Annotated in this window: 20 protein-coding genes; 10 read left to right on the top strand and 10 right to left on the bottom strand. The window is 45.1% G+C overall.

Features of this window, described 5'->3' with window-relative positions:
- Positions 1 to 15 precede the first annotated feature (15 nt).
- The 3 genes from VIA_RS17065 to VIA_RS17055 are packed head-to-tail and all read right to left on the bottom strand — an operon-like array spanning position 16 to position 4880.
- Positions 16 to 789 (bottom strand): peptidoglycan binding protein CsiV, encoded by a 774-nt coding sequence (locus tag VIA_RS17065; protein WP_004414461.1) that lies wholly within the window; start codon positions 787 to 789, stop codon positions 16 to 18.
- Positions 790 to 842: 53 nt separating this feature from the next.
- On the bottom strand, positions 843 to 4304 hold the full coding sequence (gene mfd / locus VIA_RS17060; protein WP_004414459.1) for a transcription-repair coupling factor: 3462 nt from the start codon (positions 4302 to 4304) through the stop codon (positions 843 to 845).
- Between the two features lie 9 nt (positions 4305 to 4313).
- Positions 4314 to 4880: a hypothetical protein gene (locus tag VIA_RS17055; RefSeq protein WP_004414457.1), complete on the bottom strand. Its 567-nt coding sequence runs from the start codon at positions 4878 to 4880 to the stop codon at positions 4314 to 4316.
- 179 nt (positions 4881 to 5059) lie between these two features.
- Here VIA_RS17055 and lolC point away from each other — a divergent pair, with 179 nt between their 5' ends.
- From lolC to lolE, 3 genes are read left to right on the top strand one after another with little or no spacing between them, the layout of a single operon-like run.
- Positions 5060 to 6268, top strand: a complete 1209-nt coding sequence (lolC, locus tag VIA_RS17050; protein WP_004414455.1) for a lipoprotein-releasing ABC transporter permease subunit LolC — start codon at positions 5060 to 5062, stop codon at positions 6266 to 6268.
- Positions 6261 to 6947 (top strand): lipoprotein-releasing ABC transporter ATP-binding protein LolD, encoded by a 687-nt coding sequence (gene lolD / locus VIA_RS17045; protein ID WP_004414453.1) that lies wholly within the window; start codon positions 6261 to 6263, stop codon positions 6945 to 6947. Before lolC ends, lolD begins: the two co-directional genes overlap by 8 nt.
- The gene (lolE, locus tag VIA_RS17040) at positions 6948 to 8192 is read left to right on the top strand and encodes a lipoprotein-releasing ABC transporter permease subunit LolE (RefSeq protein ID WP_004414451.1); all 1245 of its coding nucleotides are present in this window, start codon (positions 6948 to 6950) and stop codon (positions 8190 to 8192) included.
- 110 nt (positions 8193 to 8302) lie between these two features.
- Here lolE and VIA_RS17035 read toward each other — a convergent pair whose 3' ends face one another.
- The gene (locus VIA_RS17035; protein ID WP_004414450.1) at positions 8303 to 8833 is read right to left on the bottom strand and encodes a DUF2062 domain-containing protein; all 531 of its coding nucleotides are present in this window, start codon (positions 8831 to 8833) and stop codon (positions 8303 to 8305) included.
- Between the two features lie 8 nt (positions 8834 to 8841).
- Between VIA_RS17035 and VIA_RS17030 the strand changes: the two genes are divergently transcribed.
- The 5 genes from VIA_RS17030 to kdsB are packed head-to-tail and all read left to right on the top strand — an operon-like array spanning position 8842 to position 14789.
- On the top strand, positions 8842 to 11082 hold the full coding sequence (locus VIA_RS17030) for a DNA internalization-related competence protein ComEC/Rec2 (protein ID WP_004417423.1): 2241 nt from the start codon (positions 8842 to 8844) through the stop codon (positions 11080 to 11082).
- Positions 11083 to 11115: 33 nt separating this feature from the next.
- Positions 11116 to 12864, top strand: a complete 1749-nt coding sequence (msbA, locus tag VIA_RS17025) for a lipid A ABC transporter ATP-binding protein/permease MsbA (protein WP_004414447.1) — start codon at positions 11116 to 11118, stop codon at positions 12862 to 12864.
- A gap of 2 nt (positions 12865 to 12866) precedes the next feature.
- Positions 12867 to 13877 carry a tetraacyldisaccharide 4'-kinase gene (gene lpxK / locus VIA_RS17020; protein ID WP_004414445.1) on the top strand — a complete coding sequence of 337 codons (1011 nt, stop codon included), beginning with the start codon at positions 12867 to 12869 and terminating at the stop codon, positions 13875 to 13877.
- Positions 13858 to 14037: a Trm112 family protein gene (locus VIA_RS17015; protein WP_004414444.1), complete on the top strand. Its 180-nt coding sequence runs from the start codon at positions 13858 to 13860 to the stop codon at positions 14035 to 14037. The genes lpxK and VIA_RS17015 overlap by 20 nt, the downstream gene beginning before the upstream one ends.
- Entirely contained in the window at positions 14037 to 14789 is a 753-nt protein-coding gene (gene kdsB, locus VIA_RS17010; RefSeq protein WP_004414443.1) for a 3-deoxy-manno-octulosonate cytidylyltransferase, read from the top strand. The genes VIA_RS17015 and kdsB overlap by 1 nt, the downstream gene beginning before the upstream one ends.
- Before the next feature lie 43 nt (positions 14790 to 14832).
- On the opposite strand, the gene VIA_RS17005 is transcribed toward kdsB, so the two are convergent.
- The 3 genes from VIA_RS17005 to VIA_RS16995 form a co-directional block, all read right to left on the bottom strand.
- Positions 14833 to 16371 carry a SpoVR family protein gene (locus tag VIA_RS17005; RefSeq protein ID WP_004414442.1) on the bottom strand — a complete coding sequence of 513 codons (1539 nt, stop codon included), beginning with the start codon at positions 16369 to 16371 and terminating at the stop codon, positions 14833 to 14835.
- Between the two features lie 9 nt (positions 16372 to 16380).
- The gene (locus VIA_RS17000; protein ID WP_004414441.1) at positions 16381 to 17652 is read right to left on the bottom strand and encodes a YeaH/YhbH family protein; all 1272 of its coding nucleotides are present in this window, start codon (positions 17650 to 17652) and stop codon (positions 16381 to 16383) included.
- A gap of 114 nt (positions 17653 to 17766) precedes the next feature.
- Positions 17767 to 19701 carry a PrkA family serine protein kinase gene (locus tag VIA_RS16995; protein ID WP_004414440.1) on the bottom strand — a complete coding sequence of 645 codons (1935 nt, stop codon included), beginning with the start codon at positions 19699 to 19701 and terminating at the stop codon, positions 17767 to 17769.
- Between the two features lie 384 nt (positions 19702 to 20085).
- Between VIA_RS16995 and VIA_RS16990 the strand changes: the two genes are divergently transcribed.
- On the top strand, positions 20086 to 20844 hold the full coding sequence (locus VIA_RS16990; RefSeq protein ID WP_038211203.1) for a MipA/OmpV family protein: 759 nt from the start codon (positions 20086 to 20088) through the stop codon (positions 20842 to 20844).
- A gap of 71 nt (positions 20845 to 20915) precedes the next feature.
- Here VIA_RS16990 and VIA_RS16985 read toward each other — a convergent pair whose 3' ends face one another.
- Both VIA_RS16985 and pflA read right to left on the bottom strand, forming a co-directional pair.
- Positions 20916 to 21416, bottom strand: a complete 501-nt coding sequence (locus VIA_RS16985; protein ID WP_004414438.1) for a YfbU family protein — start codon at positions 21414 to 21416, stop codon at positions 20916 to 20918.
- Between the two features lie 217 nt (positions 21417 to 21633).
- Positions 21634 to 22374: a pyruvate formate lyase 1-activating protein gene (pflA, locus tag VIA_RS16980; protein WP_004417428.1), complete on the bottom strand. Its 741-nt coding sequence runs from the start codon at positions 22372 to 22374 to the stop codon at positions 21634 to 21636.
- 224 nt (positions 22375 to 22598) lie between these two features.
- Here pflA and VIA_RS16975 point away from each other — a divergent pair, with 224 nt between their 5' ends.
- Complete coding sequence (locus VIA_RS16975) at positions 22599 to 24479, top strand: methyl-accepting chemotaxis protein (RefSeq protein WP_004414436.1); 1881 nt, start codon at positions 22599 to 22601, stop codon at positions 24477 to 24479.
- On the opposite strand, the gene VIA_RS16970 is transcribed toward VIA_RS16975, so the two are convergent.
- A complete protein-coding gene (locus tag VIA_RS16970) occupies positions 24476 to 25483 on the bottom strand; it encodes a lipid A deacylase LpxR family protein (RefSeq protein WP_004414435.1) in 1008 nt (335 codons plus the stop codon). The genes VIA_RS16975 and VIA_RS16970 overlap by 4 nt on opposite strands.
- Between the last annotated feature and the right edge of the window lie 157 nt (positions 25484 to 25640).

Raw genomic sequence — 25640 nt, 5'->3', positions numbered from 1 at the left:
TGAGGGCTCAGACCTTTACTGATTGACTCGGCGTACTTGAATGATCATGCCAAGAAGTGGGTGATCTAAGTAGTGGGTTTCTGTGCTGCGCATACGACGCTTTTGGTCTAAGCGGTAGCTTTTTAGGAACTCTTCGGTACGCACGGTTGGCGTGACATCTTCCATTAAGCCGACTTGTACCACTTGGTCGTCGCCACTGAGTTCTTGATCAAGTACTTCCGGTTTGTTTTCCTCAATAATCACGTCGCGAACGCTTGGCGCTTTAAGGTCGAGCTCAACGTCTGCATACAAATAATGTTCAACGTAGATCTGCAATTTACCATCTAGCTGATAAAGCGCCTTAGGAATCGTGTCTTCCTGAATCCCCTCAAGTGCTTGAGTGCCACTGTCGCTGCCAATCATAGAGCCGTCTTGATTAAACTTGTTTGAAAAATCTTTGCCAGCTTGGATATGAAACGTTGGCGCACCAAAGCGGCCTTGGTCGCCCTGACGCCAAGCTTTGTGCATCAAAACTTGAAAGCCAGCATGACGTCTTAGTCTCTCGACCTCACCATTTAGCTTGTAAGCAGAATAAGGCAGCATCTGGACTCCCTTCTTCGAGCGATAATTGGTATCGGAGAAAGAACCTGCTCGTTCAAGATCGATTTTAGGTAAGTCATTTGGCCATGACTCAGCTGTTTTCTCTGCGTCGACGGCACGCTTAAAAATGATCACTTCGATATCGAATTGGCGCTGCGCCATAGAGGGCATGGCAACTAACATTAGCAACAGCGGGATCAGTTTTTTCATTACAACTCCATCAAGAGGTACTTAGTACCTCAAATTTAAATATTTTTGGACAATCAGGCTTTTGGTAATAGATTTTGCTGGAACTCGCCCAGTATGTCATTAACAAATTGTATGCGTTTGCGTCTATCAACCAATGGTATCGTAAACTTGAACTTAGTTGGTCCATCCATTGCGAATTTTTGTGGCTGAGATTGCAATAGTTTAACCAAATACATTGGGTTAATGTCAGCATCTGGGTAGAATTCGACAAAGCCCCCCTTGTCATGAGCTTCAATCTTTTTCACTTTCAGTGCAGCGGCTTCTAGTTTTAGCTGCGCAACGGACAGTAAGTTTTTCGTTGCGTCAGGTAATAATCCGAATCGGTCGATAAGTTCAATCTTAAGCTCACCTAACTCTTGTTCACTGCTAACGCTGGCAATTTGTTTGTACATAGATAAGCGCGTGTTGATGTCTGGGATATAGTCATCGGGCAATAGAGCAGGTAGACGCATCTCAACTTCTGTCTGGTCGCGTAGTAGCTCATCCAGTGAAGGCTCTTTACCTTCTTTAAGTGCTTCAACTGCTTGCTCTAACATCTCCATGTAAAGAGTAAAGCCGATCGATTGAATTTGGCCACTCTGCTCGTCACCAAGCAATTCACCCGCACCGCGGATTTCCAAATCATGAGTTGCCAACGTAAAGCCTGCGCCTAAGTCTTCTAATGAAGCGATAGCATCGAGACGTTTAATCGCATCTTTAGTCATCGCCTTAGGGTGTGGTGTTAGCAAGTAAGCGTAGGCTTGGTGGTGCGAACGACCGACACGGCCTCGAAGTTGGTGTAACTGCGCCAGACCCAAATTATCGGCACGATCCATGATGATGGTGTTGGCCGTTGGGACATCGATACCCGTTTCGATAATGGTGGTACATACCAGTAGGTTGAATCGCTGGTGGTAGAAATCGTTCATAATGCGTTCAAGCTCACGCTCGCGCATTTGACCATGTGCGACCGTAACACGTGCTTCAGGAACAAGCTTTTCGAGATCAGCGGCGACCTTTTCGATGGTTTCAACTTGGTTATGCAGGAAGTAGACCTGACCGCCACGCATGATTTCGCGCAATACTGCTTCGCGGACCACGGCATCATCACTTTGTCTGACGAAGGTCTTGATGGCAAGACGTCGAGCAGGCGGCGTGGCAATAATCGATAAGTCGCGCATGCCACTCATCGCCATATTCAAGGTCCTAGGGATTGGTGTTGCAGTCAGAGTTAAGATGTCGACGTCGGCACGCATGGCTTTCATCTTCTCTTTTTGACGAACTCCGAAGCGGTGTTCTTCATCGACAATGAGTAGACCTAAATCTTTAAACTTGATGTCGTTCGACAGGAGTTTATGGGTACCGACCACGAGGTCGACTTTACCTTCTTCGATATCTTGTAAGACTAGCTTTTGTTCCTTGGCGGTTTTAAAGCGAGAAAGTACTTCGACTCGGATAGGTAAGTTAGCAAATCTGTCGCGGAAGTTTTCAAAGTGCTGTTGGGCGAGCAAGGTTGTCGGTACTAGTACAGCAACTTGTTTGCCGTTGTCGGTTGCAACAAACGCAGCGCGCATGGCCACTTCTGTTTTACCAAAGCCCACATCACCACAGACCAGACGATCCATTGCTTTTGCTTGGCACATATCCGACATGACAGCGTTGATTGCCATCGATTGGTCATCGGTCTCTTCAAATGGGAAGCCCGCTTTGAAGGTCGCATATTGACCACGGTCCAACTCAAACTTGTAACCAGGCTTAAGCTCTCGTTTGGCATACACGTCAAGCAGCTCTGCCGCAACATCGCGAACTTTTTCTGCGGCTTTACGGCGCGCCTTAGCCCAAGCTTCACCGCCAAGTTTATGGATAGGAGCACCATCTTCAGCGCCACCAGAGTAACGGCTGATTAGGTTTAAAGAGGCAACAGGTACATACAGTTTGGCCTCATTTTGATACTCCAGAGTCACGTACTCGGTGACCATTCCGCCCGCTTCGAGCGTCTGTAGGCCAATGTAACGACCAATACCGTGGTCGATATGCACGACAGGTTGACCTGGTTGAAGTTCGGCAAGGTTGCGAATGACTGCATCGCTATTGGTTGCTTTGCGATCTTTGCGTCTGCGCTGGATAACGCGGTCACCAAGCAAGTCACTTTCACAAATAAAGGCGACTTGATCGCTGCCGAAAATAAAACCGTGTTCTGCCGCGCCGAGTACAAGACTAAATTTATTAGTGCTACTTATGGCTTGATCCAAACAACCAAATTCTTCTGGACGTAATTTGATTCTTTGCAGTAGTTCAAGAAGTGCTTCACGTCGACCTTCTGACTCTACAGAGAAGACGATCTTTCCAGCAAATGACTCACTGAACTGGCGTAGTGCCGCCATCGGCTCTTTGTTTTGATGCTGTACGGCGAGATCAGGTAGCGGTGATAAGTCAGGGTTACTGCGACCTTGTTTTTCTGTTACTGGTTCAACAAACAGCTGTACTTGAGGTAGATGCTTAAAGTGGCTGAAGAGTTGATCTTTCTTCAGCCATAGCTCTTCCGGCGGTAACAGCGGACGCAAAGGGTCGATTTTTCGCTGGTCGTAGCGGTAGTCGACGTCTGTTAGAAACGTATCAATAGACTCTTCGAGGTTCCCAACCGTTAGCAACTGGCTGTCTTCAGGAATGTAATCAAATAAGGTTTCAGTTTGCTCAAAAAACAAAGGCTGCCAATATTCAATACCTGCCGGCCACGTGCCTTTAGAGACTTGCATGTAAACTGATTCAGGCTCTCGTCGCGCTTCGAAGCGTTGACGCCAGCGGATGCGGAAGTCTTCGATGGCACTTTCTGACGTCGGGAATTCGTGTGCAGGAAGCAGTCGAATTTCTTTGGTGTCCTCAATTGAACGCTGATTCTCAGGGTCAAAAGTGCGGATGGTATCAATCTCGTCATCGAAGAAATCAATACGGAAAGGGTCTTTTGAACCCATTGGGAACAGGTCAAGAATCGAGCCGCGACTTGCATATTCACCTGGGCCAAATACTTGGTCAACGTGGCGGTAGCCTGACTTTTCAAGCTGAATACGCAATTTTTCCAGTGAGAAAAGATCGCCCACTTTGACCATCAGCGTGTGCTGCATTAAGTAGTCACGCGGGGATTGGCGCTGAAGCAGCGTGCCCACAGGGACGATAGTAATGCCACCAGTTTGAGTCGGCAGTTGATACAGGCGCGAAATACGGTCAGAGATAATCTCTTGGTGTGGAGAGAAACTGTCGTAAGGCAGCGTTTCCCAATCGGGGAACAGTGATACTTCTTGGGTTGTGAACTGTTCGATTTCCTGCAGTAGCTTCAAAGCTGTCTGGGGATCGGGTACAGCAAGCAAAGTGTGCTTACCATGCGCTGCCGCTAGCTCCGAAATCGCGATAGCTAAGCTGGCTCCGTGCAGGTTTCCGATCTGTTTCTTATCTCCAGCGCCTTGGGCACCGGCGAGATTAAATAAAGATGTATTAGGCATAGTATTTGATTATTTCTCGCGGTTAAGCGAACGCTGACGTAGTAATTTCTGTTGCTGGAATAGAGCCGCTTTAATGAGCAGGTCTTGATCAAGGTCTCTGAGTAAATCGTATTTGACGGTAACGAGTTTTTTGTCGTCTTGGTCTTCACTGTGAGTAACGTGCCCGTAGCAATAAATTGCAGCGGCAGGGTGCTCTAAAAACAGTTTAACTCGAACTTTTGTCTCAGTAGCGATAGCGTGCTGGCTGTAATAACTGAACTGACTCGCGCCAAACGAATGAGTTTGGTGGCGCACTGAAGCGTCATCTTGCTGCGAAAGCATAAAAGTAAGCAATAGGTTGAGCTTGGAGTTTTGCGTATCAAGCAATTGAATTACGTGCTTGAAGTCGTTGTTTTTCAACTCAGCACGGGCACTATCACTAAGCATGTCTAGGTGGCTAAATTCACTCGCGACGATAAAGGGAGCAGGGATCTCTCCTTCAAAATTATCGTAGCTTGGGAAGTGTTCACCTTCAGCTAATGGCTCCACATTCACTGTCATCGTGTGGTTCACAGTGAAAAATTCTTGGTCTGACATGCTCGATTCCTTCTTTAGATAGTTTTGATTATCGTTATACCTGACAAGGAATCAAGGTATCCCTTTGTTTATTACATAATTTAACGACTAATTGGCAATTAAACACTACACCCAAGGCGATTTAATCGGTAGAGTAACCTCATTAATTAGGTCTCAAGACTCTAACGTTGGTTTCTACTATGTTTCATCCAGTCTCTACCTTTATTGGATTGCGCTACTTGCGAGGGCGATCTGGTGATAGGTTTAGTCGCTTTGTCTCTTATATGTCGACAGCGGGTATCACGATCGGTGTGATGTCATTAGTTACGGTGCTGTCAGTGATGAATGGCTTTGAAGCTCAGCTCAAAGGCCGAATTCTGGGCGTACTTCCTCAGGCGATTGTGTCTCAAACTGATGGTAAGACAGAGCGAACAGAACAAGCCCCTGAGTTTGTTCGTCAACTTTCTGATGCTGCGCATCCTGAGCCAATTGTTCAAAGCGAAGCCGTACTGCAAAGCGCAAGTCAATTAAGCGCTGGGCTACTGATTGGCATTAAACCTTCTGAACATGACCCCATTGAGCAGCACCTTATCGCGGGTAGGTTAGAGAATCTACAAGCAGGTAAATATCAAATTTTTATTGGTCACACCTTGGCGCGTTCTTTAGATGTCTCTATTGGCGATAAAGTTCGTTTAATGGTGACGAGTGCCAGTCAGTTTACGCCTCTTGGTCGTATTCCTAGTCAGCGACTATTTACTGTTGCGGGTATCTACAATACTGGCTCGGATGTCGATGGGCAGTTAATGCTGACTCACATTCAAGATGCTGGAAAATTGATGCGCTTGAAGCCTGACACTATGACAGGTTGGCGACTTTTCTTTAATGACCCATTTGTGGTGGCGGATTTAAGTCAACAACCTTTACCTCAGGGTTGGAAGTGGCAAGACTGGCGCGATCAACGCGGTGAGTTGTTTCAAGCCGTACGAATGGAAAAGAACATGATGGGCCTTATGTTGGGTTTGATCATTGGCGTTGCGGCTTTCAATATTATCTCTGCCTTAATTATGGTGGTGATGGAGAAGCAGTCGGAAGTTGCAATCTTGAAAACTCAAGGTATGAGTGACAGGCAAGTGCTCGCTATTTTTATGGTGCAAGGTGCCAGCAGTGGGGTAATAGGTGCGGTTATTGGTGGCGCTCTTGGTGTCGCGCTCGCGAGTAATTTGAATGCCATCTTAGAAGCGGCCGGTGTCGCGCTGTTTTCTGTGGGCGGAGAACTGCCTGTTTTGATTAACCCAATCCAAATTACGATTGTTGTGGTTATGGCGATTGCGCTGAGCCTGATTGCAACGCTATTCCCGTCTTATCGCGCATCTTCTGTAAAACCAGCCGAGGCTTTGAGATATGAGTAACCTTCTACAGTGTCACAACGTTTGTAAAACGTATCGAGAGGGTGCGTTTGATACTCAAGTATTAAAGGGTGTGAGCTTTGATCTCAAGCGTGCTGAGCTGGCTTCAATTATTGGTAGCTCCGGTTCAGGAAAGAGTACTTTATTACATATTTTGGGTGCGCTTGATGAAGCAACAGAAGGGCATGTGACGTTTCTCGATCAAGACTTATCCAAACTTAGCTCAAACAAACAAGCAAAATTACGCAATCAGCATTTGGGCTTCGTTTATCAATTTCACCATTTGTTATCCGACTTTAGTGCAGTTGAAAACGTTGCGATGCCGCTTCTGATTGGTGGTACCAAAGTCGCCGTTGCGAAACAGGCCGCGCAGGCACTGCTTGATAAAGTAGGGCTCACTCATCGTTTGGACCATCGCCCATCAGAACTGTCTGGCGGTGAACGTCAGCGTGTTGCCATTGCGCGTGCACTGGTGAACAACCCTGCACTCGTATTAGCCGATGAACCGACGGGCAACCTAGACCATAAGACAGCGCTAGCCATTTATGATCTGATGCGTGAATTGAACCAAGAGTCGCAAACTGCTTTTCTTGTTGTCACGCATGATGGCGAGCTAGCGGCGAAAATGGACCGTCAACTGCACATGCAAGATGGTCTACTTCTGAATATTGAGGGGGCATAAGTGTTCTCTTCACTATCTCACTTTATTGCTCGCCGTTTTAGCCGTGGCAAGCAGCGTAACAAAATGGTGTCGTTTATCTCGATGTCATCTACTATCGGTATTGCGGTTGGTGTCGCGGTCATCATCATTGGTTTATCAGCGATGAATGGCTTCGAGCGTGAATTGAATAATCGAGTATTGTCAGTCATATCACATGGTGAGTTCGAAGGTGTGAGAGGGCCACTGGTTGAATGGCAACAGGTCGTCACTCAGGCAGAAAAACACCCGAAGATAGAAGCGGCTGCCCCTTACGTTAAACTCACGGCTTTGGCTGAAAAGGGTACGCAACTTAAAGCGATTGAGGTTAGAGGTATTGACCCTGAGCAAGAAGGGCGCGTATCGAGTTTAAGTGACTTTATCGATCCAAGTGTCTGGGCTTCATTTAAAGCAGGTCAGCAACAAGCCATCTTAGGTAAGGGAGTCGCAGATTTACTCGGCGTTAAAAAAGGGGATTACCTGACGCTGATGATTCCTACCGGAGGAGCGACTACAAAAGTTCAAGCACCTAAGCGTGTACGAGTAAAAGTCGCGGGCCTATTAACATTGAATGGGCAAATAGACCATAACTTAGCGCTGATTCCTCTGGCTGATGCGCAAAGCTACGCTAAGTTAGGTCAAGGTGTGAGTGGCGTTGCTGTTAAGGTCACCGATGTATTAGAAGCAACACAGATTGTAAGAGAAGCTGGCAATACCTTAAGCGTGTATGTCTATTTACGCAGTTGGCAGCAGAAATATGGTTTTCTCTACCGTGATATTCAGCTAGTGAGAACCATTATGTATTTAGTGATGGTTCTGGTGATTGGTGTTGCGAGCTTTAACATCGTCTCTACCTTAATGATGGCGGTAAAAGATCGCGCAGCTGAGATTGCCATCTTGCGTACGATGGGAGCCACTGATGGCCTTGTTAAACGTATTTTTGTCTGGCAAGGCGTTTTCTCTGGTGCTTTTGGTAGCATTGTCGGCAGTATTGTCGGCGTGCTGGTCGCGCTCAATTTGACACCAATGATCTCTGCTTTAGAAAATCTTATCGGGCATAAGTTTTTATCCGGTGATATTTACTTCGTTGACTTTTTGCCATCACAAATTGAGCCGTTAGATGTAGCGGTGGTTTCAATCACAGCCATCGTACTTAGCTTATTGGCAACTTGGTACCCAGCTTCTCGTGCGAGCAAGCTCAATCCAGCCGCGGTGTTAAGCTCAAAATAAAACCGCTATACGAGTACAAAAAAAAGGACCGTTAGGTCCTTTTTTCATTTCTGTCTTACAGCGTTGTTTCATCAAAGCGTTGATTCTGCTGTGACAACGCAAACGTCATTTTACTTCTTCAGTAAGCCTTTTATTCTGATTTTACGTTTTTGCCAGCTGCGCACGACGGAGTAACGCCACAGTGCTTTTATTCCAAAGTATCCAGCCATGGCCGATACCACGCCACAGATTAAACATCCCAATAGGAATGGAGGTCCAATGGCGCTCATCTGATGCAAGATGAATTCCCAAGACAGTTCAAAGTGGAATTCTTGCGGCGGTACATGCATTGCCCAAGCGCCAACCTTGTATGCGAAATAGAAAAGCACAGGCATGGTCACCGGATTGCTAACCCAAACTAAGGCAACAGAAAGCGGTAAGTTGACCCCACAGGCAATCGCAAGCCCTGCGGACATGATCATCTGGCTTGGAAGTGGAACAAAAGCCATGAATAGGCCTACGGCGAAAGCACCCGCAGCGGAGCGTCTGTTAAGACACCACAAGTTAGGGTTGTAAAGCACGTTGCCAAAAATCTTTAGTGCCTTTTGACGCTTAATTACTTCGTGGTCAGGCATAAAGCGTTGGATGAATTTTCTTGGCATAAGGAAATATGACTCTCTACTTAAATTATTGGTCGCTGATTTCGTTTTCGTTGTTGATCGTCACTAGCCCATATTGGCCAATCATGCCCAATTGGAAATATCTAATCATTCCTTGCATCTTGATAGCCGTATCCATCAAGTATAGGCAAGTGAGATATTGTGTTGGAGCAGCATTCGCGTGCATTGTCATATTTGTGCATGGCAACTTGCTGCAACAGCAAACAGAAAAACTTTTTAAAGCAGGTCAGGATATTACCATAATCGCTGACGTTGACAGCCTTTTTAAACCAATAAACCGAGGCTTTCAAGGCAGAGTTATAGTTAGATCAATCAATGGACAATCCTTGAGCACTTTTTATCAACCTAAGATCACGCTCAAAGCGCCATTACCATTTCAACTGGGTGATACCGTAACGGCTAAAGTATCACTCAAACCAATTACAGGGTTACTTAACGAGGTGGGCTTTGATGCCGAAACTTACGCGTTATCTCAATCCATCGTCGGCCATGGAGCAATTCAAAGTCGGCAGAGCTTTTATCTCGTCAGCTCAGGAACCATAAGAGGGGCGGCATTAGAGCAATTTAATCGTCACACATACCTGTTAGCTAACCGAGATATACTACTCGCATTGATGTTTGGTGTACGAGATGAGTTGAAAGCGGATCGTTGGAGACAGTTGCAACAGAGTGGTCTAAGTCATCTGATCGCGATTTCTGGTCTTCATATTGGTATTGCGTTTGGAATTGGCTGGAGTTTGGGGAGAGGGTTACTTCGAGCCCACTGGACGATGACGTTCGCTCCAACGTTATTTGGCTTAGCACTCGCAATGGGCTACGCGTGGCTGGCAGGTTTTTCGATTCCAACTCAAAGAGCCATGTTGATGTGTGTCGTTTTGTGCTTAGTGCAACATTTTCCTGGTCAACTTTCTTATCGCTATAAATGGTTGTTTGTACTTTCTGTACTACTCACCGTTGAGCCTTATTGGGTTGTGAGCAGCAGCTTATGGTTATCAATGGCCGCTGTTGGATTCGTTTTCATCTTTTTATCCGTCACTAAAAGGTCGCAATCGTCATGGGTGAAGGCGATCAAACTTCAGGCCGTCATTGTGTTGCTTATGCTCCCGATAACGGCACTGCTTTTTCATGGCATAAGCTTGAGTGCTTTTGTATATAACCTCATATTCGTACCGTGGTTTACCTTCATAGTTGTCCCGATGCTATTTTTTACCTTCAGCGTCAGCTATCTCGGCATCAATACAGCATCACTTTGGTCTATGGCGGATTTAAGTTTAGCGCCAGTCATTTGGGCAATAGATTATGCACAATGGGGATGGGTTGACCTGTCTTATTCTGAAGTGAAATGGCTTGGAATGTTGGTCGCGTTATTATTGGCTTATCGAGTGTTGAACAAATATGGAGTCATCGCTGTTTTGGCAATTTGTGTCAGCTTAGATACTCGATGGCAGCAACAACCATTGTGGGAGCTGAGCGTATTTGATGTTGGTCATGGGTTAGCAATCGCAGTGAAGCAAAACAATCGCGTTATGCTCTATGACACAGGGGCCGCTTGGGGAACATCAAGTATTGCCGAACAGATAATTTCTCCCTACTTAGTTAAATCTGGTGTGAGTAATCTCGATTACTTAGTGCTTAGCCATATGGACAATGATCATGCGGGTGGCTGGCAGCAAGTCGTTGATAGATGGCAGCCTGAGTCCGTTATCACCAGTCAGAGCAATGTTGGAGAAGTGGGATGCATTAAAGGGCAGACGTTAACTTGGAATCTGCTGACTATAGAAGTGTTATGGCCTGTGACACAGGTAACTCGGGCCTATAATCCCCACTCTTGTGTCCTTAGCGTGACTCATCAATCTACCCAGCAAAAAGTATTACTCACGGGTGATATCGAAACCATTGCCGAGTGGATGTTAATTCGGGATAAAGACACGCTTGATTCTGACGTTGTTATCGTTCCTCATCATGGCAGCAAAACCTCTTCCATTACGAAGTTTATTGAAATCATGAGTCCCTCGTTAGCCATCGCTTCCACTGCCAAAGGTGGTCGGTGGGATTTACCTAATTTAGAGGTGGTCGAGAGATACAAAAATCAAGGTGCTGTGTGGGCAGATACGGGCAGTTCAGGGCAAATATTGGTGAAGTTTTATTCGGACAGTATCGAGATGACCCGCCTGCGAGAAATCAAAGGGGGGAGTTGGTATAGGCATATGCTGCGTAAGGGAGTAGAATAGCCGCAATATTGTAAAAGAAAAATAAGCACTTCTATGTCATTGAATCAAGACGAAACAACTTGGCAAACGTTCAAGCGCCTGTGGACTTATATCCGTTTATACAAAGCAGGTCTGGCGGTTGCAGTTGTTGCACTGATTGTTAACGCGATTGCTGACACTTATATGGTTTCACTACTAAAGCCGCTTCTTGATGAAGGTTTTGGTAACGCGGAATCTAACTTTCTTCGAATTCTTCCTATCATCATTTTTGGTATGATGATAGTCCGCGGTCTGAGCGGATTTGTCTCAACTTACTGCTTAAGTTGGGTATCTGGCAACGTTGTTATGCAGATGAGACGAGCTATCTTCGACCAGTTTATGCATATGCCGGTCTCTTATTTTGATAAAGAGTCTGCTGGTGGTCTTCTTTCTCGAATTACTTACGACTCTGAACAAGTCGCCGGAGCGACTAGTCGTGCGTTAGTGAGTATCGTGCGTGAAGGTGCAAGTATTATCGGTTTGTTGGTGTTGATGTTCTGGAACAGCTGGCAACTATCTATCGTGCTATTTGTTATTGCTCCACTCGTGGCTTGGGGTATCAGCGTTGTTTCTAAGCGATTCCGCAAGATCTCTAAGAATATGCAAGAAGCGATGGGGCATGTGACTTCATCAGCAGAACAAATGCTTAAAGGGCATAAGGTTGTGTTGAGTTACGGCGGTCAAAATGTTGAACGTGCACGCTTTGACAGTGTCAGCAACCAGATGCGTCAGCAATCAATGAAGTTGGTGGCTGCTCAAGCTATTGCTAACCCAGTTATTCAGGTGATTGCCTCTATTGCGCTTGTAGCCGTGCTGTTTTTAGCCAGCGTAGACTCTATTCGCGCCGACCTAACACCGGGTACGTTTACGGTTGTATTCTCAGCAATGTTTGGCTTGATGCGTCCGCTTAAAGCCCTGACTAATGTTACTTCTGACTTCCAACGTGGTATGGCAGCGAGCCAAACGTTGTTTGCACTGATGGATCTTGAAACAGAACAAGACAATGGCAAGCTAGAAGCTGATAAAGTTCGTGGTGAGATTGCAGTTAAGAATGTAACGTTCACTTACGATGGTAAAGAAAAACCAGCATTAAGTGATATCAGCTTTAAGATACCGCAAGGTAAAACCGTGGCACTTGTTGGTCGTTCGGGATCAGGTAAAAGTACTATTGCGAACTTATTTACCCGTTTCTACGATGTGGATTCCGGCTCAATCTGTTTAGATGATGCCGACGTGAGAGATTACACGCTAGGTAACTTGCGTACACACTTTGCGCTTGTTTCGCAAAACGTCCACTTATTTAACGATACCATTGCCAACAACATCGCTTATGCGGCAACAGAGCAGTATAGCCGTGAACAAATTGAACACGCGGCCCGCCTTGCTCATGCTATGGACTTTGTTGAAAATATGGATGACGGCCTAGATACCGTAATTGGTGAAAACGGCGCAAGCCTATCAGGCGGTCAACGTCAGCGTATTGCCATTGCGCGTGCGCTATTGCGTGATGCACCTGTGCTGATTCTAGATGAAGCGACTTCGGCTCTTGATACAGAATCAGAGAAAGCGATTCAAGCCGCACTGGATGAACTGCAAAAAGACAAAACGGTACTGGTTATCGCTCATCGCTTATCGACTATCGAGAATGCCGATGAGATTTTGGTTGTCGATGATGGTGAAATTGTCGAGCGTGGTAATCATGCAGAGCTAATCAAGCAGGATGGCGCTTATGCTCAACTTCACCGAATTCAATTTGGTGCCTAGCCTTGATTGAGAAAATTTGGTTTGAAAACCACCCAGTTAAATATCTACTGTGGCCATTATTATGGCCTCTTAGTGTCCTGTTTGGTTGGATAAGCAAAAACCGTCGCCATCAATATCAAACAGACAAGAAAGCGTCCTATCGTCCGCCTGTACCTGTTATCGTTGTCGGTAACATTACAGCTGGTGGTAATGGCAAAACACCTGTTGTGATCTGGTTGGTTGAGCAGTTGCAACAGCTTGGTTATAAGCCTGGTGTCGTATCGCGTGGCTACGGAGCTAAAGCGCCTTCTTACCCACTAATGGTTGAAGCTGAAACGTCGCCAAAACATTGTGGCGATGAGCCCAAATTGATTTATAAGCGCACAGGTGCGCCAGTTTCGGTCTCTCCTATTCGTAGTGATGCGGTTAAGGCCCTGCTGAAGTACGATGTCGATATCATCATTACCGATGATGGTCTGCAACATTACGCGTTGGAGCGAGATATTGAGATCGTGGTAATCGATGGTAAACGTAGATTCGGTAATGAATGCTTAATTCCTCTGGGCCCGCTTAGAGAGTCGGTAGAACGTCTGTCTGAGGTGGATTTGTTGATTACCAATGGTGGTCAAGCGCTCGGTGGTGAAGCAAGCATGTCATTGGTCCCTACGATGGCTGTGAACTTAATGACTGGAGAGCGTAAAGCAGTCACAGAGTTGAAAGAGGGGTTGGTTGCGATGGCGGGGATTGGCCATCCACCGAGATTCTTCAATACTCTTGCTCAGCTTGGTGCAACTCCAGTTGTCGCACAAGGTTTTGCTGACCATAAAGATTTTGAACCGTCACAGTTAGATGCGTTAGCCGCACAAGGTAAGCACCTAATTATGACTGAAAAAGACGCAGTAAAATGCGCACATTACGCAAAAGAGAATTGGTGGTACCTACCAGTGAATGCTGAGTTTAGTGCGACTGATGAAGTGCGTATTTTAGATAAGATTAAAGAGGTTAAGGAAAAGTATGGATCACCGTCTACTTGAGATTGTTGCCTGTCCGGTATGTAAAGGGAAACTAACCTTTGATAAGGACAAGCAAGAGTTAGTTTGTAAGTTTGATCGTTTGGCTTACCCAATTAAAGAAGGTATCCCTGTATTGTTAGAGCCAGAAGCTCGCAAAATTAGCATGGACGAGGGTAGATAATGTCATTCACTGTTGTTATTCCTGCGCGTTATCAGTCGACTCGACTGCCGGGTAAGCCTCTTGCCGATATTGGTGGTAAGCCAATGATCGAATGGGTTTACGAGCAAGCCATTCAAGCAGGGGCTGATCAAGTTATCGTCGCGACGGATGACAATCGTGTGGAACAAGCCGTTAAAGCATTTGGCGGTCAAGTTTGTATGACTTCTCCTGATCACGAATCAGGTACCGAGCGACTGGCTGAAGTTGTCGAGGAAATGGCCATTGCTGATGATCATATTATCGTTAACGTACAAGGCGATGAGCCGTTAATTCCACCGTCAATCATTACTCAAGTCGCTGACAACTTGGCAAGCAGCCAAGCGCCTATGGCAACATTGGCGGTAGAGATTAGTGATGAAGCAGAAGTCTTTAATCCAAATGCGGTTAAAGTTCTTACGGACAAAGATGGTTACGCGATGTATTTCAGTCGTGCGACCATCCCGTGGGATCGAGACAACTTCGCTAAGCAAGATAAGACGATTGCGCAGCCATTAATGCGCCATATTGGTATTTATGCTTACCGCGCAGGTTTTATTAATACCTACATAAACTGGGAACCGACGGCGCTTGAGAAGATTGAGTGTTTAGAGCAGCTACGTGTGCTTTGGTACGGTGAAAAGATCCATGTAGAAGTCGCGAAACAAGCTCCTGCTGCTGGAGTGGATACGCCGGAAGACTTAGAAGTCGTTCGTAGTATCATCGCAAAGCGATAAACGAGAAAAGGCCCGGTTAGGGCCTTTTTTGTATCATCGAGGGTTAAATTTTTGCGTCATAATCGCCGCGTTTTGGACACGTGGTCAGGATTTCACGTCTTCCGGTATCTTTCACTTCCTCTAAAATAACGTCAAATCCCCATAAGCGATACAAGTGTTTCAATACTTCATCGTAGCTTTCGTCGAGTGGAATTCGATCGTGGGGAACATATTGAAGTGTTAGCGAACGATCACCACGGACATCGACATTAAACACTTGGATATTCGGTTCTAAGTTACTCAGGTTATATTGAGCGGCGAGTTTCTCTCGAATGGCACGATAGCCACTATCATCATGAATAGCACTCACTTCGATATAATTTTTACGATCATCATCGACGATGGCAAACAGTTTAAAATCTCGCATCAATTTTGGTGAAAGGTATTGACTGATGAAGCTCTCGTCTTTGAAGTTTTTCATCGCAAAATGCATAGCTTCTAACCAATCAGAGCCAGCAAGGTCAGGGAACCACTCTCTATCTTCATCAGTCGGTTCTTCACAGATACGTCTGATATCGCGGAACATTGCAAAGCCCAAGGCATAAGGGTTTATGCCGCTGAAGTAAGGGCTGTTATATGCTGGCTGTGCGACGACACCGGTGTGGCTGTGCAGGAACTCAAGAATAAACCTATCGGTAACCAGTCCTTCGTCATATAAGTGGTTAAGAATGGTGTAGTGCCAGTAGGTCGCCCAGCCTTCGTTCATGACCTGCGTCTGTTTTTGTGGATAAAAGTATTGGCTACTTTTACGCACAATACGCACGATTTCACGCTGCCATGACTCTAATAGCGGGGCATGTTTTTCTATGAAATAGAGGATGTTTTCTTGAGGCTCGGATGGAAAGCGCACCTTTTGACTTTCTGGCTCAACTTTAGACTTAGGGACGGTTCGCCATAGGTCGTTTACCTGTGACTGTAAGTAAGCCTCACGCTCTTCTTGTCTTGATTTCTCTTCTGCAATTGAGATTTTCTCTGGTCGCTTGTAGCGGTCGACACCAAAATTCATCAAAGCGTGACAAGAATCGAGTAAGTTTTCGACTTCTTGAACGCCATATTTTTGTTCACACTCAGCGATGTAGTTCTTGGCAAACAATAGATAATCGATAATGGAGCTAGCGTCAGTCCATGTTTGGAATAGGTAATTACCTTTAAAGAAGGAATTATGGCCATAGCAAGCATGTGCCATTACCAATGCTTGCATCGTAACGGTATTCTCTTCCATCAAATAAGCGATACATGGATTGGAGTTAATAACAATCTCATACGCAAGGCCCATTTGGCCGTGTTTGTAGCCCTGTTCAGTTTGAATAAATTTCTTACCAAATGACCAATGGTTGTAGTTAATTGGCATACCTATGCTCGAATAGGCGTCCATCATTTGTTCAGAGGTGATGACTTCTATCTGATTGGGGTAAGCGTCTAATTTATAGTGATCAGCGACCCGTTTAATTTCTACGTGATAGCGCTCTAGCAGATCGAATGTCCAATCTGGCCCGTCAGGTAGTGCTTTGGATTTGGTTGGCTTTTTGGTTTTTGTTGTCATATCGGCCCCCTAAGCGGTTTCCTTTTTGAAAAGCTCTCTGAATACAGGGAAGATATCTTCAACACTGCGGATGTTTTTCATCGCAAAGTTAGGAAATCCCCCCTCTAGCTTTTCATACTCATGCCATAAGGTTTGGTGAGAACGGCGAGTGATCTCTATGTACGAATAGTACTGACAGTTTGGCAGTAGATGCTTGGTTAATAGCTCTCGACAGCGTGGAGAATCATCGGCCCAGTTATCGCCATCCGATGCTTGGGCTGCGTATATATTCCACTCTCCGACAGGGTAGCGGTCAGCGACGATTTCATTCATTAGCTTCAGCGCACTTGAAACAATGGTTCCCCCAGTCTCTTGCGAGTAGAAAAACTCATGTTCGTCGACCTCTTTTGCTTGAGTGTGGTGGCGAATGAAAACCACTTCAACATTTTCATAGGTTCGTGTCAGGAATAAGTAGAGTAAGACGTAGAAACGTTTAGCAATGTCTTTCGTTGCTTGGTCCATTGAACCAGAGACATCCATCAAACAGAACATCACGGCTTGGCTAGATGGAATAGGACGTCGTTCATAGTTTTTAAAGCGCAAATCGAAGGTATCGATGAATGGGACACACTCTATTTTTCTGCGCAAGTTCTTAATTTCGTCTTGTAAGCGTTTCTCCTCCAGCATCTGTGCAGGTTCGCTCATTTTTACCTGGTCGAGTTCCTCTTCGAGTTCTCGAAGCATGCGCTTTTTACCCGCAGTCATCGCTGTGCGGCGCGCTAAAGATTGTTGTAATGATTTGACGATGGCAATGTTGGCAGGTACACCAGCGGTTTGGTAACCGGCTCTGTGCGTTTTCCATTCGGTGATTTTGTTAATTTGGTTCTTTTCCAGATTAGGAAGTTCTAGGTCTTCAAACAGAATATCTAGATACTCATCTTTGGAGATCTGAAATACAAAATCATCTTCTCCTTCTCCGTCGGCACTGGCATCACCTTGACCAGAACCACCGCCTTGGCCGCCACCTTTAGGCCGTTCGATTTTATCGCCAGTGATAAATTGGTCGTTACCCGGGTGAACACGTTCTTTGAGTCCCCCTTTACCTTGGTGGAACACTGGTTCTTTTATGTCTTTATGAGGAATAGAGACATCTTCGCCCGTTTCAGTATTGGTTATTGAACGGCGATTCACCGCATCAGCAACAGATTCTTTGATCTGCTCTTTATGGCGGCGTAAAAAGCGCTGGCGGTTTACAGCACTCTTATTTTTGCCGTTCAGTCGTCGGTCAATAAATTGCGCCATGAGTCACCCCTTATCTCATACATGCCCCACATAAAGGGGCAGGCCATTCTTGCATCCTGTCTCCTACCAGAGCGTTCAACTCTGGTAGGTTAGTCATGGGCTAAAACACTGCTATTACGAGGATTTACGTACGCGTAGATACCATTCTGAAAGTAGGCGAACTTGTTTCTCTGTGTAGCCCTTTTCCATCATGCGTGCGACAAAATCGTCGTGTTTCTTCTGATCTTCAGAAGAGGTTTTAGTGTTAAATGAGATAACAGGTAGCAACTCTTCTGTATTTGAGAACATTTTCTTCTCAATCACAGTGCGTAATTTCTCGTAACTGGTCCATACCGGGTTGGTACCGTTATTGTTTGCTCGTGCACGGAGTACAAAGTTAACGATCTCGTTACGGAAGTCTTTCGGGTTGCTAATTCCCGCCGTTTTTTCGATTTTTTCTAGTTCATTATTGAGTGCAGAGCGGTCAAACAGTTGGCCTGTTTCCGGATCGCGGTATTCTTGATCTTGAATCCAGAAGTCCGCGTAGGTTACATAGCGATCAAAGATGTTTTGCCCGTACTCTGAGTAAGACTCTAAGTAAGCCGTCTGAATTTCTTTACCAATGAACTCTACGTAGCGAGGTACTAGGTAACCTTTAAGAAACTCTAGGTATTTCTCAGCGGTTTCTTGCGGGAATTGTTCGCGCTCGATTTGTTGCTCAATGACATAGAATAAATGCACTGGGTTAGCGGCGACTTCGGTTTGGTCAAAGTTAAACACTCGAGATAGGATCTTAAATGCAAAACGAGTAGACAGACCTGACATACCTTCATCAACACCCGCAAAGTCACGGTACTCTTGATAGCTTTTCGCTTTCGGGTCGGTATCTTTTAATGTTTCGCCATCGTAGACGCGCATTTTAGAGAAAATCGACGAGTTTTCCGGTTCTTTCAGACGAGAAAGAATACTGAACTGAGAGAGCAGTTCTAATGTACTTGGCGAACAAGGCGCTTTTGATAGCTCTGAGTGATCAAGTAACTTCTGATAGATCTTCACTTCTTCCGCGACACGGAGACAATAAGGCACTTTAACGATGTATACACGGTCAAGGAACGCTTCATTGTTCTTATTGTTGCGGAAGGTCTGCCATTCTGATTCATTGGAGTGAGCGAGGATCATGCCGTCAAATGGTAAAGCGGATAGACCTTCTGTGCCGTTATAGTTACCTTCTTGGGTTGCCGTTAGTAGTGGGTGGAGCACTTTAATAGGTGCTTTAAACATCTCCACGAACTCCATCAAGCCTTGGTTCGCGCGGCACAGGGCCCCAGAGTAGCTGTAGGCATCAGGGTCGTCCTGAGAGAAATGTTCGAGTTGACGAATATCGACTTTACCTACCAATGATGAGATATCTTGGTTATTTTCGTCACCTGGTTCTGTTTTCGCGATCGCCAGTTGGTCAAGAATCGAAGGGCGAACCTTAACCACCTTAAACTTGGATATATCACCACCAAACTCGTGCAATCGTTTCGCAGCCCAAGGCGACATAATTGAGCGTAAGTAACGTTTTTCGATACCATACTCTTGCTTCAACAAATCGCCGTCTTCAGTTACATCAAATAAACAGAAAGGGTGATCATTGACAGGGCTACGTTCACCGTTTGCAGACAGAACGTATACAGGAACTTGCTGCATCAGCGCTTTTAATTTTTCAGCTAAAGAAGATTTACCACCACCCACTGGGCCTAACAAGTAGAGGATTTGTTTACGTTCTTCTAAACCTTGAGCGGCGTGTTTTAAGTATGAAACGATCTGCTCGATGGCATCTTCCATACCATAAAAGTCTTTGAATGTGTCGTAACGAGAAATAACACGATTGGAGAAAATACGACTTAGTTGTGGATCTTGTGCAGTATCAATAACTTCAGGCTCACCGATAGCCATCAGTAATCGCTCTGCTGCATTGGCGTATGCACTTTTGTCATCTTTACATAAGCCAAGGAAGTCCTGTAGGGATAGTTCCTCATCCTTTGAGGCTTCGTAGCGTGCTTGGAAATGGTCGAAAATACTCATAATGAATTCCCCTCTGAACCTGTCAAACTGACAATAAACCCGCATAGAAAAGCTAATCCTTTCTTATTTAAGCCTAGTTGGTTTTTAGAATTCTGCTTAAAAAATATGTGTTTAATTGCAATGTGTGATGAAACACTACATATCGGACCACTCGTTGGCTAACGGTTGGGAATCTCGTATTTATATGCCAAATAAAATCAAAAGATTGGATTGATATTTTCATGCCACTTATTGCAATTATGCTGCCGTCTAGTGTTGGTAAAGGTGTATTGGTTGCTGATTATCAGTACAAAAAGAGCGCATATTGACCATTGAAAATTGGAATGACGTACTATATAGTTGCGACGTCTATTTATAATATTAATAATCTCGGCAGGAATTATGTTGAAATCTTTTGGTTTGAAAGGCGTATTGATGGTTGCGTTGTTATTGGCGCCACTCGCGAATGCGACAGTTTCTCAGTGGTCACTGGGTGTTGCGGCGTCCTATTCGCCCGCAGTATATAAAGATACGCCTTCAAACAAGACCGTCATCCCAGTGATTGGCTATGAAGGCGAACATCTCTTCCTAAGAGGTTTTAGTGCGGGTTATCGTCTTTTTCCAATTGGTTCACCGCAAAATATTGTATTTCGTGCGGTCTATGATCCACGTACGTTGAAACCAGAAGATTCAGATAACCTAGCGATTCAGCAGATGGATGAACGTAAATCGACGATTCTTGGTGGTGTCAGTTATCAGCTGATTACCTTAGTTGGTATGTTTGAAGCGACAGCAGGCACTGATTTGGGACGAACCCACAATGGTATTTATGCCGAAGCGGCATGGCGCCTTCCAATTCGTAGAAATGGTTGGGGAATTACACCGTCGATGGGCTATGCATACAATAGTGAAAGGTTAAATAACCATCTGTATGGTATTAGTGCAGAGGAAGCGGCAAGAGCTGGAGACCCTAGCTTGGAGTTTGATGCGGATTGGGATGGTCAGTTTTTTCTAGGTGCATCAGCGTATATGCACTTAACTCCGAGTATCCGTCTAACTGGTGGCATCCGTTATACGAATCTTGAAGGAGATATTGAAGCCAGTCCACTGATTGAAAGTGGTGTGTACACTTCAGCGAATATTGGCGTTGCATACGTCTTCTAACATATTGCTTTGAATAGCTTAAACTAAAAAGGGGTGGCTAACAAAGCCACCCCTTTTTTGACTGGAGAATCTTAAGCGTTGAAGATTTGCTTTAATTCATTGGCACATAAATGGTACTGACGTGGACAGTTTTTCCATGTAGCCAGCATGCGACGGTATTTGTCTAGCATTGGCATTTGGGCATTAAAGTGATGTTCACCTTTATCGAATTGAGGGTAAAGACCTTCAGAACCGGTGAGGAAGCGTACGTAGTTAACCAGTTGAGCTTCAGTAGCGATATCAAAACCAAGGAAGGTTAGGCGGCGCTGATCAACGTCTTTTTGCTCGCTGTCAGAGAGCATGTTATTTGACTCTTGCATCGCATGGTACATTTCCATGATATCGATAACTTCACGACATTCGGCCTCAACCAAGCAACCAAAGTCTTTGTTTAGTTCACTCATTTGGAGCTCATAACCACGTTCAACAATTGTTTGTAGACGTTGATATTTTGCCGCATTTTCTGGGTTCATTTGCGACATTAAGTAATATTGATTCGATAGGATCAAACGTTGAGCGTTTGTCATTTCCATGGTGGCCTCACTAAATAATCTAATACATTTTTAATGTGCTTAGGTTATCTTTTCCTAGGTGGGTGAAACATGATCTCAACACATATTTAATATGAAAAGTACAAAGAATCTGTGACAAATTTCTTCACAATTTATGGCGGTGATTATAGAGCTCACCTCAAAAAAAAAGCCAACCTTTAAAGGTTGGCATTTCTGAAGAATAATTCAGCTCTTGGTATCAGTATTTTACATTAGAGTGATACTGCTCAAGAATGGAAACGATCGAATCCATCACTTCTTTGGAAGGAGGATTGGTACCCTCTAATGGATATTCAAGACCTAACGCTTCCCATTTGTGGGCACCTAACTTGTGGTATGGAAGCAGTTCTATTTTTTCAATGTTGTCCATATCCTTAATGAATTCACCAAGCATATGCGCAGCTTCCGGGTCGTCTGTGTAACCAGGCACGACAACGTAACGAATCCAAGTTTTCTGGCCAATCTTGTGTAAGTAACGAGCGAAATCGAGAGTACGTTTGTTAGAGACGCCGATAAAATCATGGTGGACCTCATCTTTCATATGCTTGAGATCTAGCATCACAAGATCGGTTGCTTCTAGAACTTCATCGATAACCTCAGTGTGCTTACGAATGTAGCCGTTGGTGTCTAAACAGGTATGGATACCTTCGTTGTGTGCAGCACGGAAGAAATCACGCACAAATTCAGGTTGAAGCATGGCCTCACCACCGGAACATGTCACGCCACCACCTGAAGCATTCATAAAGTGACGGTATGATTTGGCTTCGCTGATGATCTCTTCAACAGTAACCTCTTTTCCATCGTGAGTGTCCCAAGTGTCGCGGTTGTGGCAATACTTACAACGCATTAGACAGCCTTGCAAAAAGACAATAAAACGGATACCAGGACCGTCTACGGTTCCACACGACTCAAAAGAATGAATACGACCAGTAGTTGACATGAGCTCATCTCGTATTAGTTATTTGCGCGTTATTTTATTACAAATTGTGGGGACAAAATAGGGTTTCTCTGTGTTCTCATCGAGAAAAGCCCAATTAAGAAAAAATGCGCATATTTGCTAAGATTTATGTTATAAAATTGTTTCATTGATATAAAAAACAATAACAATAAACCACAACGGTATGGCAAGGTTTTTTACATCTACTTGATGCAAAGGAACTCTTTATGGATATGCTTGCGCTCTCTCAAAAGCAAAAAGTGACACTGTTTTTGATTGTACTGACGATAGGATTTGTTTCTCTCGCCAGTTTCACTTCTAGTCGATTGTCACATATGGAAGAGCAATATCACAGTAGTGCTGATATTGCTAAAGGCTCTTTGTCGATCTATCAAACTCAAAGTCAGATCTTGACTCTAGGGGGAGATCTCGATGCGATGACCGGGTCACGCGTTGCTGGAACGAAAAACGTTATTGAGGACGTAGTAAAAGCGATTGAACAGGATTCTCAGTTTCTAACGAAAGTTGGATTAAACCAACAAGCTCAACGGCTTACTGAAAGTGTTATGAACTTTCGTAGTGCCGTAATGCCGTGGTTAACGCTAAAGCAAGAGATGGGCTTCACTATTGATGAAGGCAAACTCGGGCAATTAAAACAACTGGCAACGGTGATCGAACAAAAGATCGCTGAGACAGGTATGGTAACGCTGAATTCAGACTTTCAAGCGATGGTGAAGTCTCAGCAAAATTATCTACTGCAGCCAACCGAAGACAATTTAAAACTGTTCAATCGTGCGATGGGTAGCTTTGAGAGCATGTCTAATGTGTACGCCATGCTTGAGTTATATGAAAAAGAAATTGAACAGTACAAGCAGACATTTACTCGGGTTGCGGAGCTCTCTCAGCAACTGGGGACAGTGGAGCAACAGCTTGATGTTTCTAAGAATGAAATGACGCAATTGATTGGTAACATCACCGCAGAGTTAGGGGGGATTAGTGCCAATTATCAACAAGTCGCGGAAAAAGCATCAACTCAGACAATGTGGTCAATCATGGTCGCCTGTGTCGTGCTAGCGGTGTTTACTATTTCGATCTTTGGTATGCAGAGTGCTTCGATGTCCCGTTCGTTGAATCGTACCAAAGAAGTCCTGAACAGTTTATCTCAGGGTGACCTTTCTCAGCGTATGACGCCCGCAAAGAACCCTAACGATGAATTCAACCAGCTAGCCACAAGCATTAATCAAAGCTGTGAAAATTTAGGTGAATTGGTATCCGGAGTACAATCGAGTAGCCAAGAGCTTTCGGGGAATGCAGCGGAGCTTAACCAAGGGCTAGATATGCTTGCTCACCACCAGTCTGAAGTGTTGGGGCAAACTCAACTACTTGCCTCGGCGACTGAAGAGGTCAGTGTCACAACACAAGAAGTGTCGAGTTCGCTTGAGTTTGTGGCAGAAATTAGCCGCTCGTCAACGCACGCAGCGGAAGAGGGGGCAAAGGTAATTGGTTCTGCGATTGGTTCGTTAGAAGAGGTGGGGGCGATCATGACCTCTGCTGCGGGTCATATTAAGCAGTTAGAAGAGGCTTCCTCAAAAGTTGACTCAGTGATGGAGATCATCAACGGAATTGCTGAACAGACTAACTTACTCGCCTTGAATGCAGCGATTGAGGCGGCGAGAGCAGGGGAGCAGGGGCGGGGTTTTGCCGTCGTAGCTGATGAAGTACGCAGCCTGGCTGTTCGTACCGTCGATGCTGTAACTGAAATCTCTGGAACCATTGATACGATGAAGAAAGAGAGTGCCGAGGTGATCCAATACATCGGTCAGTCTGAATCTTCGATGACTGCGGGTCGAGAAAAAGGTCAGGAAGCGATGGATGCGCTTAAATTGATCACTGAAAAAGCGGACGAAGCATCACATCAAACCGAAGTGATTTTTTCCTCTATCAAAGAGCTAGCGACCACCAGTCAGTCGATGGCTGATAACATGACACAAATATCCTCGGCGATGAAAGAACTCGAAGAGAATAACGCGCAGTTGAAGAGTGTCAGTGGGGCGGTAGAGCAGAGAGCTGGCAGCCTCAATCAAGACTGCCAGAAATTTACGATTTAGAAGAAAGCGTAAAGAGTGACAGCGCCTGTGCCGTAGACGGATTCAGGCGCTTTTTTGTAATCAGGTGTTTTTACGGTTGCCGTCAAAGTAGCACCGAAGCTTTGGCTATACCATGCGAAACCTGCAACGCCTGTTGCTTGGACATTCTCTAGCTCGACATCATAGATGCTAGGATCTTCGCCATTGGCAATCGCATATTCATCAACACCAGGGCGGTCACCTTCGATAGTAATATCATTAAAGCGATAGCGTGCTTCGGCGCCAGCGAACAAGAACCAGCCGCCTTGTGAAGCGCCTAGCATGCCCGCTCTAAACGGATTCTCGTTGTCGATATTAGCTGCACCCATACTACCGCCTAGATCGGCACCCCAACGGAACATTAAACCGGTAGATACATCGCTGCGGAAGTTGCCGACATTAACCTCAGAGACGTTTGATATTTCCCAATCGGTATTGGCAACGGAACGCTGACGTAGCAAGTTAAAGTGGCTCAAATAGCCGATACTACCGACCACTTCATTATCAATTTGATAGCCCCAGCCATTTGGTTCATCTGACTTGGTGATTGAATGGACTAACTTTTGTGCCTCTTCCGAAAGAGAGTTCTCACCAGTTGTACCAATGGTTAGATTGAATCGCTGTGCTTGTTGAGGGTGAAGGCTGATGTAATTGAATTCACCATGTAAGTAACCCGCATAAGGTCGATCATTGATCATTGGTTCGGTCGCTTCGATATCCGAAGGCGTATACATCTTATGGCCTAAAGTGAACTCAAACTTATCTAATGACGCACCACCCCAGTAAGAAAGACTTAATGGACTAAAGAGTGAATAAGGAGTAATCGCTCCACTGGTATAACTTAGGAAAATACCATTGGTATAGTCTTGGTCAACGCCAAAAACCCCATCATTATCAAGAGAAAATTGGATGGTTGATTTTTCCGAGGCAAAAGATGCCGTAGAGGCCAATACAAGTGGCAAGAGTAGGGCGTGGTTTAACTTCATTTGATTGTGCTTCACAAAATAACTGAGATGATAGTACAGGATAAGTTGATACAAATGGTAGCAATAAATAGGCCATCTGTAGCTAAGTGTGTGCGAAATCGCTGAAAGCGTAGAGTTTGATAAGTAGAAATAATAAAGCCCCGCGATTGCGGGGCTT

It is taken from the genome of Vibrio orientalis CIP 102891 = ATCC 33934 (assembly GCF_000176235.1).
Classification (GTDB): domain Bacteria; phylum Pseudomonadota; class Gammaproteobacteria; order Enterobacterales; family Vibrionaceae; genus Vibrio; species Vibrio orientalis.
This window is presented reverse-complemented; position numbering and strand designations above follow the sequence as displayed.